The following is an 18778-nucleotide window of genomic DNA, read 5'->3' on the forward strand; positions in this document are numbered from 1 at the left end:
CCCTGCCCCTACGAGGACCGCAGCCCCAGCAGAAAGGACATCGGTCAGCATGCTGTTCGGCACAAGGAGAACGGGCCGCCGCACCCGGCGCACCGTCGGCTACGCTCTCGCAGCCCTGTGCGTCGGCGGTCTCCTCACCGCCCCTTCCGCCACCGGCGCTCCGGCCGCCGATCCCGGGACGCCGCGGGTGCGCAGCCTGGTGGCCAAGATGACCCTCGACGAGAAGATCTCGTTCGTCCACTGGACCACCGGGCCTGTGGGCGGGCCGACCATGACCGGCATCGGCTACCTGCCCGGCGTTCCACGACTCGGCATACCCGAGCTGCGCACCGCCGACGGCCCGGTCGGCATCCGCCTGCTCGGCGGTACCGCCACCGCCATGCCCACACCCGTGGCACTCGCCTCCACCTTCGACGAGCACCTTGCCGAGGAGTACGGCACCGTCCTGGGCCGGGAGGGACGAGCCCTCGGGCAGGACATCGTCCTCGGCCCCATGACCAACATCATCCGGGTGCCTCACGCCGGGCGGAACTTCGAGACGTACAGCGAGGATCCGCTGCTGTCGTCCCGGATGGCCGCCGACGAGGTCCGCGGCATCCAGGGCCAGGGTCTGATGGCCACGGTCAAGCACTTCGCCGCGAACAACCAGGAGTACCAGCGGGAGACCGTCGACGCCGCCGTCGACGAGCAGACGCTCCAGGAGATGGAGCTGCCGGCCTTCCGCAGCGCCGTGAAGGCGGGAGCCGCCTCGGTGATGTGCTCGTACAACAGCGTCAACGGCACGCACGCCTGCAGCAACGAGCACCTGTTGCAGGACGTGCTGCGTGAGCAGTGGGACTTCCGCGGCTGGGTGCTGTCGGACTGGCTGGCGACCCACGCCACCAGCGACATCACCAAGGGCCTCGACCAGGAACTGGGCGTCGAGCTGACCCTGGGCCAGCCGGTGCCGGACTCCAAGTACTTCTCCTCCGCGCTCAAGACGGCCGTCGAGGACGGCAGCATCCCCGAGGCGACGCTCGATCGGTCCGTCATCCGCATCGTCGGCCAGATGGAGCGTTTCGGCCTGCTCGACGGCAAGGCGACCGAGCGCCCGCAGCGGGACCCCGAGGCCGGCCGCAAGACGGCCCGGACCATCGCCGAGAACGGCGGCGTGCTGCTGCGCAACGAGCACCAGACACTGCCCCTGGCCCGCGAGAAGGCCGCAGACATAGCCGTCATCGGCAACAGCGCCAAGCACCCCAAGGTCACCGGTAACGGCAGCGCGCACGTCATACCCGACCACGCGACCGCCCCCGTCGACGCCATCGAACGGCGCGCCGGCGACAAGGCCACGGTCGTCTACGAGCCGGGCGAGGACCTCGTCGGCGTGCCCGTGCCCGACAACTCCCTCGTCCCCGCCTTCAAGGGCGGGAAGCAGTTGCAGCCCGGCGGCCAGGGCGTCTTCTACAAGGGTCGGCTCACCGTCCCCGCCGACGGCGACTACAAGATCGCCTTCACCGCCGTCGGAGGGGTCGCCAACCTGCAGATCGCGGGACAGTCCGCTGTCCTCGGCACCGAGGCGTTCGGCACCGTCACCACCACGATGCGACTGACCCGCGGCACGCACGAGGTCACCATGAACGGATGGGCCTTCGAACAGACCCCGCTGTCGGTGGAACTGAGCTGGGTCACTCCGGAGGCGGCCCGGGCCGACTTCGACCGCGCCGTCGCGGCGGCGGCCAAGGCCCGGACCGCCATCGTCTTCGCCCAGGACGACAGCGCCGAAGGCGTCGACCGGACCTCGCTGTCCCTGCCCGGCCGGCAGGACGAGCTCATCGCGGCGGTCACCAAGGTCAACCCCCACACGATCGTCGTCCTCAACACCGGTTCCTCGGTGCTCATGCCCTGGTTGCGCGACACCGCCGCCGTGCTGGAGATGTGGTATCCGGGTCAAGAGGGCGCGGAGGCCACCGCCTCGCTGCTGTTCGGCGACGCCAACCCCAGCGGCCGGCTGACGCAGACCTTCCCCGCCACCGAGACCGGCCACCCCATGGCCGGCGACCCGCACCGCTACCCGGGAGTCGACGGCAAGGAGACCTACTCCGAGGGACTGGATGTCGGCTACCGCTGGTACGACCGGACCGGCGTAGCACCGCTCTTCCCGTTCGGGTACGGCCTGTCCTACACCACCTTCGCCTACAGCGACCTGTCCGTGGTGCGCACCGACCGGGGGCTCGACGCCACGGTGACGGTCCGCAACACCGGTGTCCGCGCGGGTCGGGAGACCGTCCAGGTCTACCTCGGCGCCAGCCCGGACACCCACGCTCCCCAGGCGCTGCGCAAACTCGCCGGATTCGGCAAGGTCACCCTCGAACCGGGAGAGCAGCGGCGCCTCACCGTCCCCGTCGACGAGGAACAACTGCGCTACTGGGACACCTCCGCCGGCACGTGGCGGCTGGGCACCGGCCGGAGGACCGTGTACGTAGGGCCCTCCGCCGCCAGGACGTCCCTGACCGCCTCCGTCACGGTGCTGCCCCAGTGACCGCCCCGCCGCGTCAGGGCGGCACCCCCATCCCCGCCGGGAGCCCGGGCACTGCTGGAGTTCTCAGCTCGCACGCGTCCCTGTTCGTTGGGAACCGAACCGAGCACCGGACGCAGACGATTGGACATGAAGGATGATGCCTCAAGCCTCCACCCCGGCCGATCCGGTCGCCACCTGCGCTCGCCCCGGTGCCGACCTCGCGGCAGCGGTCCAGACGGTGCAGCGCGCCCTGACCGCCGACGGCCACGTCGGCGCTGACGAAGCCGCGACGGTCGCCCGCCGGCTCATACAGCTGGCCGAGCACTACGGGAACCACCCCTTCACTCCCCTGGAGGACATACGCCGGTCGCTGGACGTCGACCGGGCTTCCTTCAGCCGTCTCCTCGGCTTCGTCGGCCTCGTCCCGGAGCTGCGTCACGCCGTGGAAACCGGGCCGGCGGGCAAGTACTGGCAGAACACCCTGCTGCCTCTGGAGCGGCAGGGAGTCTTCGACTCGGCCCTGGCGCACAAGCCGGTCTTCCCTTACATCGTGGGCCTGTACCCGGGGCCGAGCTGCATGTTCCGCTGCCACTTCTGCGTCCGTGTGACCGGCGCTCGCTACGATCCGTCGGCGCTGGAGTCCGGTAACGCGATGTTCGAGTCCATCATCGACGAGATACCGGCCGGCAACCCGTACGCCATGTACTTCTCCGGCGGCCTGGAGCCTCTTACCAACCCGGGGCTGGGCGCGCTCAGCAGTCGTGCGGCGGCCCGCGGCCTGCGCCCGACCGTGTACACGAACTCGTTCGCGCTCACGGAGCGGACGCTGGCCAGACAGCCCGGGGTGTGGGATCTGCACGCGGTGCGCACATCGTTGTACGGGCTCAATGACGAGGAGTACGTCGAGACCACGGGCAAGCGGGACTCCTTCGGCAGGGTCCGCGCCAATCTGCAACGCTTCCAGCAGCTGCGTGCCGAGCGGGAGAGCCCGATACGGGTCGGGCTCAGCTACATCGTGCTGCCCGGGCGCGTGCACCGCCTGCTCGACCTCGTCGACTTCATCGCCGAGCTCAACGAGGCGGCGCCGGACCGGACGGTGGACTTCCTCAACGTACGCGAGGACTACAGCGGCCGGGGAGACGGCAGGCTTTCCGAGGCCGAACGCACTGAACTCCAGGAAGGACTCATCGCCTTCGAGGAGCAGGTGAGCCGACGTACCCCCACGCTGAACATCGACTACGGCTACGCGTTGCACAGCCTGAGGACCGGCGCAGACGCCGAACTGCTGAGGATCAGGCCCGGGACGATGCGGCCGTCCGTGCACCCCCAGGTGTCCGTACAAGTCGACCTGCTGGGGGATGTGTACCTGTACCGGGAGGCCGGGTTCCCAGGTCTCGCCGGAGCAGACCGCTACATCGCGGGCCGGGTGGGGCCGGACACGTCCCTTGCGGAGGTGGTCGAGCGGTTCGTCAACGACGGCCGCCGGATAGCGCCGCACAACGGTGACGAGTACTTCATGGACGGGTTCGACCAAGTGGTCACGGCACGGCTCAACCAGCTTGAGGCGGATGTCGCCGCAGGCTGGGGGGACGCACGCGGCTTCCTGCGCTGACGTGACTGCGGCGGCCCGCGCCCGCCTGCAGATGCAATTTCGACAGCACCGCCCGTCGGCGATGAAATCCCGAGCCAGTCGCTCGGCATAGCAGTGCATTTAATGATACCGCCGAGAGTGAATCCTTGCCCCCCTTCCGGATAGCCGTTAGGGTCGGTTGAAGAATTTATTTCTCTGCTTGATTATCCCGCTGGGAGATTACTTTGACTGTGCAGACTCGACAGCTTTACGTGGACCTCATGAAACGTGCCGTGACGAACACTATTTATGGGGATGACCCGACTTTCCCGGTCGGAATGAACGTCCTGGACAAGGATCTGGCGGACAGCATGCGTCCGGGTACGGACGGCTCGGCGGCCGACCGCGGGACGTTCGACGTCGGCCACCGGGCCGAAGGTCTGGACGTGCCGACGGTCGCGCACACCATGATCGGCCTGCACCGCCTGGACAACATCCAGAAGTGTGTGGAGCAGGTGCTCCGGGACGGTGTTCCCGGCGATTTCATCGAGACCGGCGTGTGGCGCGGTGGCGCCTGCATCCTGATGCGCGCACTCCTCAAGGCCCACGGCGTGGAAGACCGGAACGTATGGCTCGCCGACTCGTTCGCCGGTGTCCCCGTGACGTCCGAGGACAGTCACCCGCTCGACCAGGCCATGGAGTTCCACAACCTGAACTGGGTACTGAGCTGCTCCGAGAAACAGGTGCGGCAGAACTTCGCCCGCTACGGCCTGCTCGACGACCAGGTCAAGTTCCTGCCCGGCATGTTCGCCGACACGCTGCCGAATGCGCCGATCGATCAGCTCGCGGTCCTGCGGCTGGACGGCGACCTGTACGAGTCGACCATGGACGCGCTGGTCAACCTCTATCCCAAGGTCTCCGTGGGTGGCTTCGTGATCGTGGACGACTACCTGATCCCGGCGTGCAAGCAGGCCGTCCATGACTACCGGAGTGAACACGGCATCGACGAACCGATCGAAACGGTGGACGTGACAGGCGTCTACTGGCGCCGCGAGCACTGATTGAGTCCGTACGCTCGCTCGTGCACGACGGAGAGCGTTGTCGTGCACTGCGGTCTCTTTCTCTTCGGCACGTCCGAATCCTTTGTGCCGGCCGCTGTCGGGTGCACCTTTTCGCACGCACCGGGGAGGTATGACCATGAAACGCAATGTCGGTGATCTCGCTGTATTCGGCGGCCCTTCGGCATTCCTGCAACCGCTTCAAGTCGGGCGGCCCAACGTCGGTGACCGAGCCCGGTTCTTCGATCGCGTGAACTGGGCGCTGGACCACCAGTGGCTCACCAACGGCGGCCCGCTGGCGCGGGAGTTCGAACAGCGGGTGGCGGAGCTGGCCGGCGTGCGCTACTGCGTGTCGACCTGCAACGCGACCGTCGCCCTCCAGCTGCTGGCTCGCGCCGCGGATCTGTCCGGGGAGGTCATCATGCCGTCACTGACCTTCCCCGCGACCGCCCAGGCGTTCCGCTGGCTGGGTTTGACCCCGGTTTTCTGCGACATCGACCCGGCCACCAGTTGCCTGGACCCCGAACTGGTCGAGGCGGCGATAACCCCTCGCACCAGTGCGATCGTTCCGGTCCATCTGTGGGGTCGTCCGTGCGCGGTCGACCAGTTCGAGAAGGTCGCGGCCGATCACGGCGTCAAGCTGTTCTACGATGCCGCACACGGGCTCGGCTGCACGTCGGAAGGGCAGCCGATCGGTGGTTTCGGGCAAGCCGAGGTGTTCAGCTTCCACGCCACCAAGGTGGTCAACGCCTTCGAGGGCGGCACGGTGGTGACCGACGACGAGGAACTGGCCCAGCGGGTCCGCGCGATGCACAACTTCGGATTCACCCAGGGACGCGTGTCCACGGAGGCGGGCACCAACGGGAAGATGACCGAAGCCGCCGCCGCGATGGGCCTGACCTCACTCGACGCCTTCGAGGAGACGGTTCGCCGGAACGAGGCCAACTTCGACGACTACCAGTCGGAACTCGCTGGTCTCGCCGGGCTGAAGGTCATGGGGTTCAACCGTGCCGAGCGCAACAATTACCACTATCTGATCGTGGAGGTGGACGCCGCGGTGACCGGTGTCCACCGTGACCTGCTGGACACGGTGCTCAGGGCGGAGAACGTGGTGTGCCAGCGGTACTTCTCCCCCGGATGCCATGAGATGGAGCCCTACCGCTCGGAGCGGCCGGCCTCCCTGCCGCACACCGAGCGGCTCGCGCAGAAGGTACTCGCCCTGCCCACTGGTCCCACCGTCTCCCGGGAGGACATCCGTCGGGTCTGCGACATCGTACGGCTCACTCTGCAGCGGGGACACGAGGTGACCCGCAGAGCCGACGAGCGGGTGCCCTCCAGGGTGGCCCCCTGATCAGGGGATACACCATGTCCGGATAGCGAAGGCCGTCCCGTCGGTTCGGCCGAGCGGGCGCCGGCGCACCCCCACCGAGGTCACCACGTGCCCCACCCGAGTTCATGGACGTCGTTCAGGAGGAACGAATGGCGCAGCCCGACAGGACCACCTTCTTCCTGGGTGGCGACCTAGCGGTTCACCGGATGGGATTCGGCGCCCTCCGGCTGACCGGCCCGGGGCACTGGGGTCCGCCGGAAGACCGTGAGGCGGCGATCAGCCTGGCCCGGCTGGCCGTGGACCTCGGTGTGTCCTTCATCGACACGGCCGATTCCTACGGGCTGGGGAGCAGCGAGGAGGTGCTGGCCGAAGCCCTGCGCCCGTACCCAGACGGCCTGGTGATCGGGACAAAGGCCGGACAGTGCCGGCCCCGTCCCGACCAGTGGGTGCCGTGCGGCCGACCCGAATACCTGCTCCAGCAGGCCGAGCTGAGCCTGCGTCGGCTGCGACTCGACCGCATCGACCTCTTCCAGCTGCACCGGATCGATCCGAAGGTGCCGGCGGCCGAGCAGTTCGGCGTGCTCAGGGAACTGCAGGACGAAGGAAAGATCCGGCACATCGGGCTGTCGAAGGTCACCGTCGCGGAACTGGAGGAGGCCCGTGAGCACATCACCGTGGCCAGCGTGCAGAACCTGTACAACCTGACCGACCGGCACAACGATGAGGTGATCGAGTACTGCGAGAAGCACTCGATCGCGTTCATCGCGTGGCTGCCGATCGCCCGCGGTGAACTCGCGGCCGAGGGGAGCCCGGTGACCGGCATCGCCACCGAGCTGGAGGCGACTCCGAGTCAGGTGGCGCTTGCGTGGCTCCTGCACCGTTCGCCGACGATCATCCCTATTCCCGGCACCAGCTCGCCCGCGCATCTGAAGGAGAACGTCGCGGCGTCGGACCTCGTTCTCACCGATGACCAGTTGGCCCGGCTGAACGCGCTCGGGCGAACGCGACACGCCGATGAAGAGACCGGCTCCGGCACCACGAGGGCAGAGACGCAGCCCAGACCCCGGGAAGTCGGCGCCGGCAGTCGGGCGACGCCCGAGAAACCCCTGAATTCAGCCTTGACTGCCGGACACTCGCGATTTCTTTAGGGAGAACAGATGTCTGAGGGACATGCCGACTGGACTGTGTCCGACACCGTCGGCCTCAGCGCCGTGGTCAACTGCTCCGCACGCGCAGTGGAATCGGATCGCCCCGACAGGCTGATCGACGACCCGCTGGCAGCCCGTTTCGTGTCCGCTGTGCGGATACGGACGACGTTGCCGACACAGGTGGACGAGCTCGAACGTTCCGGCGCCGCAGGCGCCATGGTGGCCTCCCGGTTCGGCGGCATCCGGGCCCGGGTGATGGACGACTTCCTACTGGCGGCGAACGCAGCGGGCGTCGACCAGGCGGTGATCTTCTCGCCGGGGTTCGACACGCGCGCCTACCGGCTGGACTGGCCGTCCGCAATGGACTTCTACGAAGTGGAGCAGCCCGGCCTGCTCGCCCTGAAGGACAAGGTGTTGCGCGAGGCCCGCGCGGAACCCCGCTGCGCGCGGCACGTGGTCGGCGTCGATCCCCGGCGGGACGAGTGGGAGTTCTCCCTGCGCAGCGCCGGGTTCGACGCCACGAGGCCGACAGCGTGGGTGGCGGAGGGCATCCTGCTCTACCTCTCCGCGCAGGGCGAGGCCGACCTGTTCACCGCCATCCACAAGCTTTCCGCGCCCGGCAGCCGACTGGCCATGCAGTACATGCCAGCGGATCTGGTCCACTGGTTCGCCGAGCACACGGCGCTGACCGACACGACCGAGACGCTGGGCGCGGACATCGGCAGCGTCAACTGGAACACCGAACCCCGGCAGGCCGCGCCGGCCCGGCTGAAGGCCGCAGGCTGGGAGGTTCGGCTGGATTCCGTCATGGACAGGGGGCTCGGCCTGGGCGTGTCGCTGCACGAGGAGTTCAGCGCCATAGGCGATGACGCAGGTATCGAGTTCCCGGTGTCCGACGAACCGGACGGCTTCCTGTTCGGCACGCTGCCCCGGTGACCGACGCGGGCCCGTCCTGCGCGGACCACCACGCACCACGGGTCCCCGTCAACATCGCAACCGTCACCAGCCGATCGGCAGCCGGAGCGTCCCGATCGGCGTCGTCAAGGAGAACCGCGTTGGACCAGCAGGCGAAACTCGCCCCACAGATGAAGCACTACGAGGAGTTCGCCAGCGGCGAGATGCGCTGGCTGCCCTACCTGATGTTCTTCAGCCGGGCCGACTACCAGTCCCCCGTGCTCACCACCGACTCCGGCGGCTTCCGGCCGACGGAGGTCGGCAACCTGCGCTACTCACTGCTCCAGGACCGTCCGTCCGGCGAGGTCAGCGTGATGCTGGGCGCCTCGCCCGCGTTCGGCTGGGGCGCGGTGGGCGACGCCAACACCATCCCCTCGCTGCTGGCGCGGGAGCCCGGCTCACCGCCGTGGCTGAACCTGGCGGCGTCCGCCTTCAACTCCACCCAGGAGCTGCTGGTCTTCCTGCTGCACCGGCACCAGCTGCCCCGGATCCGGGACATCGTCGTGCTGGCCGGGCTCAACAACCTGGTGGTGGCCGGGCTCCCCGAGGCCGGCGCCGATTACGGCCAGTTCTTCTTCTCCGGCGAGTTCTTCACCCAGCTCGGCAATCCGGATTTGAAGAAGTACTACCAGCAGCCCAAGTGGGCCGTAGGCCGTCTGGCCCGGCGGCTGACCGGGGCCGAACCGGGGCCGGACGAGACGCTCAGTCCGCTCGCCCGGTCCGAACTCGCCGCCGGGATACAGGCGCGCGATCTCGACCGGCTGCTGGAACTGGCCGCACCGACCGGCGCGAAGGTGCATTTCATGCTCCAGCCGACGGCGACGTGGACGAAAAAGACCTTGTCGCCCGAAGAGAGACTGCTGATCGACGAGGTGAACGTCGATCGGTCCGCGCTCTGGACGATGTTCACTCCGATCTTGGGCGACGACGTCTACCGCGACTACCGCGACCGGCTCGCGGCGGTCTGTGCCCAGAGAGGCATTTCGTTCCTCGACGCCAGCGCACTGCTGGGCGGCGACGAGTGGCTGTTCATCGACCAGGCGCATATCACCGACGCGGGCAACAAACGGCTGGCGGCGGCCATCAGCGGGATGCTGACGCCCGGCGGAGCACGAGGAGGGTCCTGATGTGGCAGACGATCAAACGCTGGTTCCGGCGACGTAAGAACAATCGCAGGAACGACAACTCGATCTACCCGATGTTCTGAGCAGACTTTAGGCCTGAGGGAAAGCTGTGACGAACGTCGAATACCGGGCGCTGTACGTCCGAGCGCTGAATCCCGAAGCGTACCCGTCACCGGACACGGACCTGCCGTTGGTCCGCGCGGCCATCGACCCGGCCGGCAGCCGGCCGGACGAGCCGGAGCGGGACCTGACCGGTCTCGTGGACGAGGCGCGCCGATGGGCATCCGAACGGGAGCAGGGCTTCCGCTCCGCACTGCACAGCCCGCACCGGGCGTCGGGCCTACGCTGCGTGCTCGGCAACTGTGCTCCGCTGGCGCTGTCGGCCGGGGCCTGGCTGCAGTGGCTGTCCAGTGCCGGCAAGGCGGAGAGCGAGCTGACGCTCACCCTGCTGCGGATCTACTCCTCCGACCTCGGGGTTGGATATCCGTTGGCGGACAGGGGAAGCGAGTACCGGGCGGTGTTACGGGCCCACCGCTTCAAGGACGAGGCGCCCGGACCCCGGCTCGCCGCCAGCGACCAGGTCGAGAGCTTCAGCTTCCGGCTGCCGGCCGTGCTGCTGACGATGAGTCGGCTGCCAGACCGGTTCCGCCCCGAGCTTGTGGGGGCGGATCTGTGCCTGCGCGCGGTCGGCGTGCTCCCGCCGCTGGCCGCGCTCGAACCCGGGGACGTCCCGGTTCCGGTCGACACCTTCGACCTGGGCCGGGCCCGGACACCGGGCGAGCCGGTCCCGCTGGACCTGGCCCTCTCGGCGGCGCGGGTGCTCGCCGATCGCGGTGACGGGGACCGGGTGCGCCATGGATTCCGTTGGGCCGCCGAGGAACTGGCGCTGTGGTGCGACGCACTGGAGCAGGAGACGCGGCTGGCGGCCCATCCGGACTACCCGGTATGGCGGCTTATCTGGGCCCGGTCCCGGCAGGCTTCCGTGTACCACGGGCAGTTACCGCTGGCGGGCCGTCCGCTGGCGGAATGGTTCGCCGACGTCGACGCCGGGCCGAGCGCATTCCTGCGGGCGCTGGCCCGCAGCACGCTGGTGCGGCCGGGCGAGCCGGACCGCAGCCCGCTGGTGTGCGGACTGATCGGTGAGAACGGACCCATGTTCCGCGTCTTCACCGAGCAGGAGATCGCGCTGCTCCGCGACTGGATCACGCACCTGCCGCAGGAGGGATCGGCCCTCGACGCCGGCGAGGACGCCGACGAGCGGCACCGGCGTCTGCGCGTCGCGCAGGGCTCCTGGCACCGGTCGGATACGGAGATCGACGCCCGCCCCGCCGACGGGCCGGCGGCCGGCGACTTCGGCCGGCCCCCGGTGCGATCGGCCTACCGGGTGCTGCTCAGCCGGACAGAGCCCCCCGGGCTGCGGCACTTCGCCCACCGCTACGTCCGGCGCTGGCTGGCCCGGTCGCGTTTTCGCATGGACAAGGCGGAGCGGGGGCTGCCCGCGCGCTGGGACCCGGACAACGGGCTGCGCGGCTGGCTGGCCACCGAACACGACCGGCACGGCGCGGTCTGGGCCGCCGGCGACCCGCCGCTGCCCAGCCGGGAGGAGCTGGTCGAGTCGACGCTGCAGCTGGCACCGCTGATCCTGATCGACGGCGGCTGGCTGCAGGGCTACACCGACTACCGGCTGGCCTCCTCCCCCGCCGGGCACTTCCTGTTCCAGACCTACTGGGACGAGCTGGGCAACGGGATCTGGCGGCAGAACCACCCCAAGATCTACCGGGAACTGCTCCGGGAGATGGGCGTCGAGCTGCCGCCGACGGACTCCGAGGAGTTCGCCGCGTGGCCCGGATTCGACGACCGTTCCTTTGCGCTGCCCGTGTTCTGGCTGTGCATAGCCAAGTTCCCGCAGACCTTCGCCCCGGAGATCCTCGGGCTCAACCTGGCCATGGAGCTGTCCGGGGTCGGCGGCAGCTACCGCGACGCCCAGGTGGCCTTGCGCCACCACGGGTTCAGCACCCAGTTCGTCGACCTGCACAACACCATCGACAACGTGTCCACGGGGCACTCGGCGTGGGCGGTGGACGCGATCGACACGTTCCTTGCCGAGCAGCCGGACCTGGCCGGGCGGCGGACGACCGACGCCGTGTGGCAGCGCATCCGGGGCGGATACCGGTCCCTGAGCCCGCCGGAGGGGCTGGCGGCCAGGGTGTACGGCGCACTCACTGCAGAGATCGGTCGGCGATAAGGAGCTGGACCCGTGAGCACCACTGCCCTCGGCATCTCGTCCTACTACCACGACAGTGCGGCAGCAGTCGTCCAAGGCGGGCACATCGTCGCCGCCGCCCAGCAGGAGCGGTTCAGCCGGAACCGGCACGACGCGGGCTTCCCGGCCCTCTCGGTCGCGTCCTGCCTGGCCGAGGCCGGCCGGAAACTCGACGACGTCGACGTCATCGCCTACTACGAGGATCCGCGGCTGAAGTTCTCCCGGGTGCTGGCCACCTATCTGGCCACGGCCCCCCGGGCGTGGAGCTCGTTCCGCCGCAGCATGCCCGAGTGGCTCGGGTGGAAGCTGCGCACGCTCGGCGTGGTCCGCGACGAGCTGGCCCGGCTCGATCTCGGCGCCGTGCCGCCGATCCGGTGCTTCCGGCACCACGAATCGCATGCGGCGTCGGCGTTTCTGCCCAGCCCGTACGAGTCGGCGGCCGTGCTGTGCGTGGACGGAGTCGGCGAGTGGGCGACCACGACCCTGTGGCACGGCCGGGACCGGCACGTCGAACCGCTGTGGGAGCTGCGTTTCCCCCATTCCCTGGGGCTGCTGTACTCGGCGTTCACCTACTTCTGCGGTTTCAAGGTGGATTCCGGCGAGTACAAGCTGATGGGCCTGGCACCGTACGGCCGGCCGGTGTACGCGCCGCTGATCCGGGAGAAGCTGGTCGACATCCGGCCGGACGGCTCGTTCCGGCTGGACACCCGCTACTTCGAGTTCCTCTACGGCCAGGTGATGACCGGGCGCCGGTTCGCCGAGCTGTTCGGCGGACCGCGCCGTGAGCCGGAAGGGCCGCTGACGGAGCGGGAGTTCGACCTCGCCGCCTCCGTGCAGCTGGTCACCGAGGAGATCATGCTGAACCTCGCCGCCGCCGCACGGGAACACACCGGGGAACGCCACCTGTGCCTCGCCGGCGGGGTGGCACTCAACTGCGTGGCCAACGGCAAGCTGGTGGAGAGCGGACTGTTCGACGAGATTTGGGTACAGCCGGCGGCGGGCGACGCGGGCGGGGCGCTCGGGGCCGCGCTGCTGGCCGCGAACGGGCCGCGCGACCACCTCGGTTCCGGCGGGGACGGCATGCAGGGCGCCCGGCTGGGCCCCGGCTACGACGACGATCGGATCCAGGTCTATCTGGACGCCCAGGCGCTGCCGTACCAGCGCCTGGCCACCGACGAGCTGCGTTCCACCGTCGCCGGGCTGCTCGCCGACGGCAAGGTCGTCGGCTGGTTCCAGGGCCGGATGGAGTTCGGCCCCCGGGCTCTGGGCGGGCGGTCCATCCTCGGCGACGCGCGCAACGCCGAGATGCAGTCCACGATGAACCTCAAGATCAAGTTTCGCGAGTCCTTCCGGCCCTTCGCGCCGATCGTGCTGGCCGAGCACGCCACCGAGTACTTCGACCTGCGCCAGGACAGCCCGTACATGCTGATCGTGGCGCAGGTGGCCGAGCAGCGTCGGCTGCGCCCGGCCGGCACCGAGCACCTGCGCGGCCTGGACCTGCTCCGGGTGCGGCGCTCGCAGATCCCGGCCGTCACCCACGTCGACCACTCGGCGCGGGTACAGACCGTCGCGCAGGACACCGACCCGCACCTGCACGGACTGCTCACCGAGTTCCGCGCCCGGACCGGCTGCCCGGTGCTGGTGAACACGTCCTTCAACGTGCGCGGCGAGCCCATCGTGGCCACGCCGGAGGACGCCTACCGCTGTTTCATGCGCACCGACATCGACGCGCTGGCGATCGGCAGCTTCCTGCTCCTCAAGTCCGACCAGCCGCCGTGGCACGAGGACACGGACTGGCGCGGCCGGATTCCCCTCGACTGACCGACCGGTACAGAAAGGCCCCGCCCCATGACATTCGCCAGGCATGCCCTGCTGACCCCGCTGCTTCTGCTGGCCTATCTGCTGGTGCTGGTGCTGGGCCTGCCGGGCCGGCTGTTCGGGGACCCGCTGCGCCTGCGTCCCGCACCGGCGTCGGCCGGCTACTGGCGACAGAGCCGCCGGTACTGAGCGGTGCCGGCGCCACGACTACGCGAGGAGTGCTTGACCATGACATCCGACCGCACGCGGCTGATCCGCGAGATGGTGCGCATCCGTGTGGTGGAGGAGGTTCTCGCCGACTACTACCGGGACGAGCAGGAGATGCGCACCGCCATCCACTTCTCGATCGGCCAGGAGGCCACGGCGGTGGGCGTGCTGTCGGCGACCACACCGCGTGACTGGCTGTACGCGGCGCACCGCACGCACGCCCCGTACCTGGCCAAGGGCGGCGATCTCCGGGCACTGGTGGCCGAGCTGTACGGCAGACAGGACGGCTGCTCGCACGGCCGGGGCGGGTCGATCCACGTCATCGACCAGTCGGTGGGATTCGCTGGCTCCGGGGCCATTCTCGGCGAGATGATCTCCGTGGCGGTCGGCACCGGCTGGGCGTTCGCCCGCAACGGCGAATCCCGGGTGGCGCTGACCTTCTTCGGTGACGGCGCCACCGAAGAGGGCGTCTTCGCGGAGTCGCTGAACATCGCGGCGGTGCGCCGGATTCCGATCGTCTTCGTCTGCGAGAACAACCTGTACTCGATCTCGTCCCCGCTGACGGCGCGACAGCCGGCCGGCACCTCGGTCCACGGCCGGGCCGAGGCGGCCGGGGTGCGCGCCGCCGCCGTCGACGGCAACGACGTCTTCGCCGTGCGCGAGGCCGCCGAGACCGCGCTGCGCCACTGCCGGGAGGGCAACGGCCCGTACCTGCTGGAGCTGGCGACCTATCGCTGGCGCGAGCACGTCGGCCCGGGCTGGGACCACCACCACGGATACCGGTCGAAGCAGGAGATCGACTCCTGGATCGAGCGCTGCCCCATCCAGCGCGCGGTGACCGCGGTGCGCGCCGAGGAACCCCGGATCGACGATCTCGTGCGGCAGTGGCAGGCCGAGTCGCAGGAGGAGATCCACGCCGCGGTGGCGTACGCCAAGGAGCTGCCGTTCCCCGACGTGGCGGCCCTGCTCGACGGCGCGTACCTGCCCGTGGGCCGATGACCGTGAACCGACACATGGAGAGGGAGTTGGACATGCGCACGCTCACCTACTGGCAGGCGATCTCCGAGGCGACCGTGCAGTGCATGCAGGCCGACGAGCGCGTCCTCGTCGTCGGCGAGGGGGTGGACGACTTCCGCGGCACCTACGGCACGACCAAGGAGGCCTTCGCCCGGTTCGGTCCGGACCGAGTCGTGGACGTGCCCAACTCGGAGAACGCGACCGCCGGCCTCGCCGTCGGCGCCGCGGTGGCCGGCATGCGGCCGCTCGTCGTCCACACCAGGGCGGATTTCATGTTCCTGGCCCTGGACGCGCTGGTGAACCTGGCCGCGAAGTGGCGGTACATGTACGGCGGCGACAAGGGCGGCGCACCCGTGGTCGTACGGGGAGTCGTGGGTCGCGGCTGGGGGCAGGGCGCCACCCACTCCCAGAGCCCGCACGCGACCTTCGGCCACTACGCGGGGCTGCAAGTCGCGACGCCCGCGACGCCCGCGGACGCCAAGGGGCTGCTCATCACGGCGCTCACCAGCGACACCCCGACCATACTGATCGAGAACCGGACCCTCTATCCGCTGACCGGCGAGGTTCCGGAGGAGATGACCCCCGTCCCGTTCGGTGCCGGCCGGGTGGCCCGTGCGGGCACCGACGTCACGGTGGTGGCAGCCTCCCTGATGGTGTACGAGGCGGAGCGGGCCGCCGAGCAGCTGTCCGCCCAGGGCATCAGCGTCGAGGTGGTCGACGTCCGCAGCATCCGGCCGCTGGACGACACGATCATCTGCGAGTCGGTGGCCAAGACCGGCCGGCTGGTCGTCGCCGACACGAGCTGGGCGCGCTACGGGTTCGCCGCCGAGGTGGCCGCCGTCGTGGCCGAGCGGATCCCGGAGACGCTGCGGTCCCCGGTCCGCAGGGTCGCGCTACCTGACTGCCCGGCACCCGTCTCATGGCCGCTGGAGGAGGCGTTCAACCCCAGCGCCACCGAGATCGTCAAGGCCTGCCTGGCGGTGTGCGACACGACCAGGTCCGGACTGCCCGCCCTGGAGACGGTCACCGCCGGCTTCCAGGGCCCCTACTGAGCGGAGAACAGGATCATGCGGCCACTTGCCTTGATCACCGGGGCGTCCCGCGGCATCGGGGCGGCCATCGCCTCGGCCCTCGCCCCCAGCCACAACCTGCTGCTGGGCGGTCGCGACGACGTCCTACTGCGAGACCGAGCGGCCCGGCTTCCGCACGCCCGGCCCTTCGCCGCGGAACTGACCGACCATGCCGCCATGGCCGCGGTCGTGGCCGGCATCGAGCGCCTGGACCTGTTGGTGCACAGCGCCGGTGTCGCCACTCTCGGGCCGGTCGCCCGGACCCCGGCCCAGGTGTGGCGGGACACCCTGGAGGTCAACGTGATCGCAGTCGCCGAGCTGACCCGGCTGCTGCTGCCCGCCCTCCGGGCAGCGCGCGGACAGGTGGTGCTGATCAACTCCAGTGTCGGACTCGACGCCTACCCCAACTGCAGCGCCTATGCGGCCAGCAAGTTCGCCCAGCGGGCCTTCGCGGACGCGTTGCGCGCCGAGGAACCCGGCCTGCGCGTCACAACGGTCTACCCCGGCCGGGTGGCCACCGACATGCAGCGGTCCATCCGCGCCCAGGAGGGAGCCGAGTACGTGGCGGAGCACTACCTGCGGCCGGAAGCCGTCGCGGCGGCCGTACTCACCGCGGTGACCGCCACGCAGGAGGCACATGTGCAGGACATCAGCATCCGGGCCGTGCCCGCAGCCAGCCACTGACTCGAAAGGCACCGCCATGAGTCGGTCACCGTCGTGACCGCAATCGTCCCCGACGAGGATCCGGCCCGGGAGCCGAGGGTGTGCTTGAACCCGCATGAGCCACACGTCGAAGTTCCCTACGAGGTCATGCGCTGGTTCATGCTCCGGGTTGACGAAGAGATCCGCACCTCCCGTGCCTGAATGTGGCTGAGGCCCGAACTCGTTGAGATCATTTACCAACTCCGTCAGGAGCACATGGGCGCCATAGACGATGACACCTTTCCTCATGTCCTGGCGGAGGTGCGCGCCACGGTCCCCGAGGCAGACCTCCCCGCTGTTCTAGAGGCCGCCTTGGGGGCGGAATCCTGACGGCACCACCATGGACCATCCGCAAGCGCCCCGGCCGGCAGATGGTCAAGGAGACCGCTCTAAAAGAGCGTTTTGTCCTGGCGGGGGTGTTTGGTAATTCGTGCGGTGTGAGCGGATTGGGGCCACGCACGGGGGGCGTGTGAGAATCCACTCGTGGAGTGCGATGTGTGTGGATGGGCAATGTGGCGGTGGCCGGCGCTGCGGCTCATCAGCTCGATCATCGCGAGGCGGATCATCGCCTCGGAGCGGTGCGGGTGGGTTTCGTAGTCGCGGGCGAGGCGGCGGTGGTACTCGCGGACGCGGGGCAGGGACAGGTCGTAGGCGAGTGTGGAACCGGCGACAGCAGCACCCGGACCGGACCCGCGGCCTCGTCCTCGTCGACGCGCTCGCCCCGGCGCTGAAGCGGGACCTCGGCGCCGCCTGGTCCGAGTACGTGGACGCGGTGCGCCACCCGGGCACCCCCTTCGACGGCGATCCGGCGATCCGGCGTTCGAGCAGGTCGACATCGACGGGGCGGTGACGGTGGTCGACCGGGCCGGCCCGCTGCCCGACGTCCCGCTCGCGGTCCTCAGCAAGACCGAGCCCTTCGCGGCGCCCGCCTCGATGCGCAAGGAACTCCTGGCCCGGCTGGAGGCGGCCTGGCCCAAGGCCCAGCAGTCGCTGGCGCCGCAGACCCCGCACCGGCTCGCCACGGGCAGCGACCACTACGTCCAGCTCCACGATCCGGACCTCACGACGGCCGCCGTCCGCCTGGTCGTCGACCGCGCCCCCGGCCGCTGACGCAGCCGATCGGGCCCGTCAGTAGTACCGGCGCATGATCTCCGTCGCCCGGTCGGGCAGGCTCATGGCGCCGCGCAGCAAGGCCGTCAGTCCGTGGTGGCCCGCGCCAGCTCCCTGTTGAACTGGGCGCCCGTCAGCAGCGCGAGGTGCGCGAACCACAGCCACACCACGAAGACGATCACACCGTCCAGCGAGCCGTACGGGCGGCCATAGGTGTTCAGCTGCGTGTAGAGGGTGAAGACCAGCGACGCGCCGAGCCACAGGGCCGCCGCCAGGACACCGCCCGGCAGCCCGCGCCGGGTGCCGCGGGTGCCGGCCGGTCCGGTACGGAGGAGGATCAGGATCAGCAGCGTCACGACGGCGAGCAGGACCGGCCAGCGCAGTACCGTCAGGCTCCCCACGCCCACCCCGGCGGCCCCGGCGAGCCGCCGGGCCAGCGGACCGGACGCGACCAGCCCCACCGCGCCCGCCATGAGCAGGAGCAGGGAGGAAGTGAGGACCAGCATGTGCGCCGCCCGCAGCGGCGGCCGCGTGTCGGGGACCCGGTGCATCGTGTGCAGGGCCCGGCGGAACACGGCGAGGTAACTGCAAGCCGACCACACCGCGCTCACCACGCCGCCCATCGCCAGGGTCCACACCGAGGTGTGCGCCGCCGACAGGCCGCTCAGCGCGTCTGGAGCATCCCTGAGCAGCCCCACCAGGGAGACGGCGACCACCAGCGCGGGCAGCAGCGCGAGCAGGCCGTAATAGGTGAGGGCCGCCGCGGAGTCCGCGACGTTGTCGTGCCAGAGCCGTACGGCCGTACCGCGCAACGCGCCACGGACGCGCGCCAGGGCGGCCGCGGCGGGGGCCCGCCCGCGGCGCCCTTCGCTGCTCAGAGGCGATGTCACAGCGCGCTCGTGCCCCT

16 protein-coding genes and 1 pseudogene are annotated in these 18778 nt (G+C 69.8%); 15 read left to right on the forward strand and 2 right to left on the reverse strand.

Going from position 1 to position 18778, the window contains the following annotated elements; translation table 11 throughout:
* Nucleotides 1-49: 49 nt before the first annotated feature.
* The 13 genes from ACZ6ZT_RS32060 (at nt 50) to ACZ6ZT_RS32120 (ending at nt 16743) form a co-directional block, all read left to right on the forward strand.
* The gene (locus ACZ6ZT_RS32060) at nt 50-2521 is read left to right on the forward strand and encodes a beta-glucosidase (protein ID WP_469723758.1); all 2472 of its coding nucleotides are present in this window, start codon (nt 50-52) and stop codon (nt 2519-2521) included.
* A gap of 136 nt (nt 2522-2657) precedes the next feature.
* Complete coding sequence (gene desII / locus ACZ6ZT_RS32065) at nt 2658-4112, forward strand: dTDP-4-amino-4,6-dideoxy-D-glucose ammonia-lyase (protein ID WP_469723760.1); 1455 nt, start codon at nt 2658-2660, stop codon at nt 4110-4112.
* A gap of 239 nt (nt 4113-4351) precedes the next feature.
* Nucleotides 4352-5131: a TylF/MycF family methyltransferase gene (locus ACZ6ZT_RS32070; protein WP_469723762.1), complete on the forward strand. Its 780-nt coding sequence runs from the start codon at nt 4352-4354 to the stop codon at nt 5129-5131.
* 130 nt (nt 5132-5261) lie between these two features.
* A complete protein-coding gene (locus ACZ6ZT_RS32075; protein ID WP_469723764.1) occupies nt 5262-6479 on the forward strand; it encodes a dTDP-4-dehydro-6-deoxyglucose aminotransferase in 1218 nt (405 codons plus the stop codon).
* Nucleotides 6480-6607: 128 nt separating this feature from the next.
* Nucleotides 6608-7606: an aldo/keto reductase gene (locus ACZ6ZT_RS32080; protein WP_469723766.1), complete on the forward strand. Its 999-nt coding sequence runs from the start codon at nt 6608-6610 to the stop codon at nt 7604-7606.
* A 36-nt stretch (nt 7607-7642) separates the two neighbouring features.
* The gene (locus ACZ6ZT_RS32085; RefSeq protein ID WP_469723768.1) at nt 7643-8542 is read left to right on the forward strand and encodes an SAM-dependent methyltransferase; all 900 of its coding nucleotides are present in this window, start codon (nt 7643-7645) and stop codon (nt 8540-8542) included.
* Nucleotides 8543-8661: 119 nt separating this feature from the next.
* A complete protein-coding gene (locus tag ACZ6ZT_RS32090) occupies nt 8662-9687 on the forward strand; it encodes an IopA (protein ID WP_469723769.1) in 1026 nt (341 codons plus the stop codon).
* A 106-nt stretch (nt 9688-9793) separates the two neighbouring features.
* The gene (locus ACZ6ZT_RS32095; protein ID WP_469723770.1) at nt 9794-11929 is read left to right on the forward strand and encodes an iron-containing redox enzyme family protein; all 2136 of its coding nucleotides are present in this window, start codon (nt 9794-9796) and stop codon (nt 11927-11929) included.
* 12 nt (nt 11930-11941) lie between these two features.
* Complete coding sequence (locus ACZ6ZT_RS32100) at nt 11942-13768, forward strand: carbamoyltransferase family protein (RefSeq protein ID WP_469723772.1); 1827 nt, start codon at nt 11942-11944, stop codon at nt 13766-13768.
* A 27-nt stretch (nt 13769-13795) separates the two neighbouring features.
* Entirely contained in the window at nt 13796-13954 is a 159-nt protein-coding gene (locus ACZ6ZT_RS32105; RefSeq protein ID WP_469723773.1) for a hypothetical protein, read from the forward strand.
* A gap of 39 nt (nt 13955-13993) precedes the next feature.
* Nucleotides 13994-14971, forward strand: a complete 978-nt coding sequence (locus tag ACZ6ZT_RS32110) for a thiamine pyrophosphate-dependent dehydrogenase E1 component subunit alpha (protein WP_469723775.1) — start codon at nt 13994-13996, stop codon at nt 14969-14971.
* Between the two features lie 32 nt (nt 14972-15003).
* Complete coding sequence (locus ACZ6ZT_RS32115) at nt 15004-16041, forward strand: alpha-ketoacid dehydrogenase subunit beta (protein ID WP_469723777.1); 1038 nt, start codon at nt 15004-15006, stop codon at nt 16039-16041.
* 15 nt (nt 16042-16056) lie between these two features.
* Nucleotides 16057-16743, forward strand: coding sequence for an SDR family oxidoreductase (locus ACZ6ZT_RS32120; RefSeq protein WP_469723779.1), 687 nt, complete (start codon nt 16057-16059; stop codon nt 16741-16743).
* Nucleotides 16744-17291: 548 nt separating this feature from the next.
* Here the strand turns inward: ACZ6ZT_RS32120 and ACZ6ZT_RS32125 are convergent.
* Nucleotides 17292-17381 (reverse strand): annotated as a pseudogene (locus tag ACZ6ZT_RS32125) (IS5 family transposase); the annotation flags it as partial.
* A 35-nt stretch (nt 17382-17416) separates the two neighbouring features.
* Between ACZ6ZT_RS32125 and ACZ6ZT_RS32130 the strand changes: the two are divergent.
* Both ACZ6ZT_RS32130 and ACZ6ZT_RS32135 read left to right on the forward strand, forming a co-directional pair.
* Nucleotides 17417-17611, forward strand: a complete 195-nt coding sequence (locus ACZ6ZT_RS32130; protein WP_469723828.1) for a hypothetical protein — start codon at nt 17417-17419, stop codon at nt 17609-17611.
* On the forward strand, nt 17608-17871 hold the full coding sequence (locus ACZ6ZT_RS32135; RefSeq protein WP_469723780.1) for a hypothetical protein: 264 nt from the start codon (nt 17608-17610) through the stop codon (nt 17869-17871). The genes ACZ6ZT_RS32130 and ACZ6ZT_RS32135 overlap by 4 nt, the downstream gene beginning before the upstream one ends.
* An 86-nt stretch (nt 17872-17957) precedes the next feature.
* Here ACZ6ZT_RS32135 and ACZ6ZT_RS32140 read toward each other — a convergent pair whose 3' ends face one another.
* Nucleotides 17958-18761 carry a YihY/virulence factor BrkB family protein gene (locus tag ACZ6ZT_RS32140; protein WP_469723782.1) on the reverse strand — a complete coding sequence of 268 codons (804 nt, stop codon included), beginning with the start codon at nt 18759-18761 and terminating at the stop codon, nt 17958-17960.
* Between the last annotated feature and the right edge of the window lie 17 nt (nt 18762-18778).

The sequence above is a fragment of the Streptomyces sp. NPDC102258 genome, assembly GCF_055584685.1.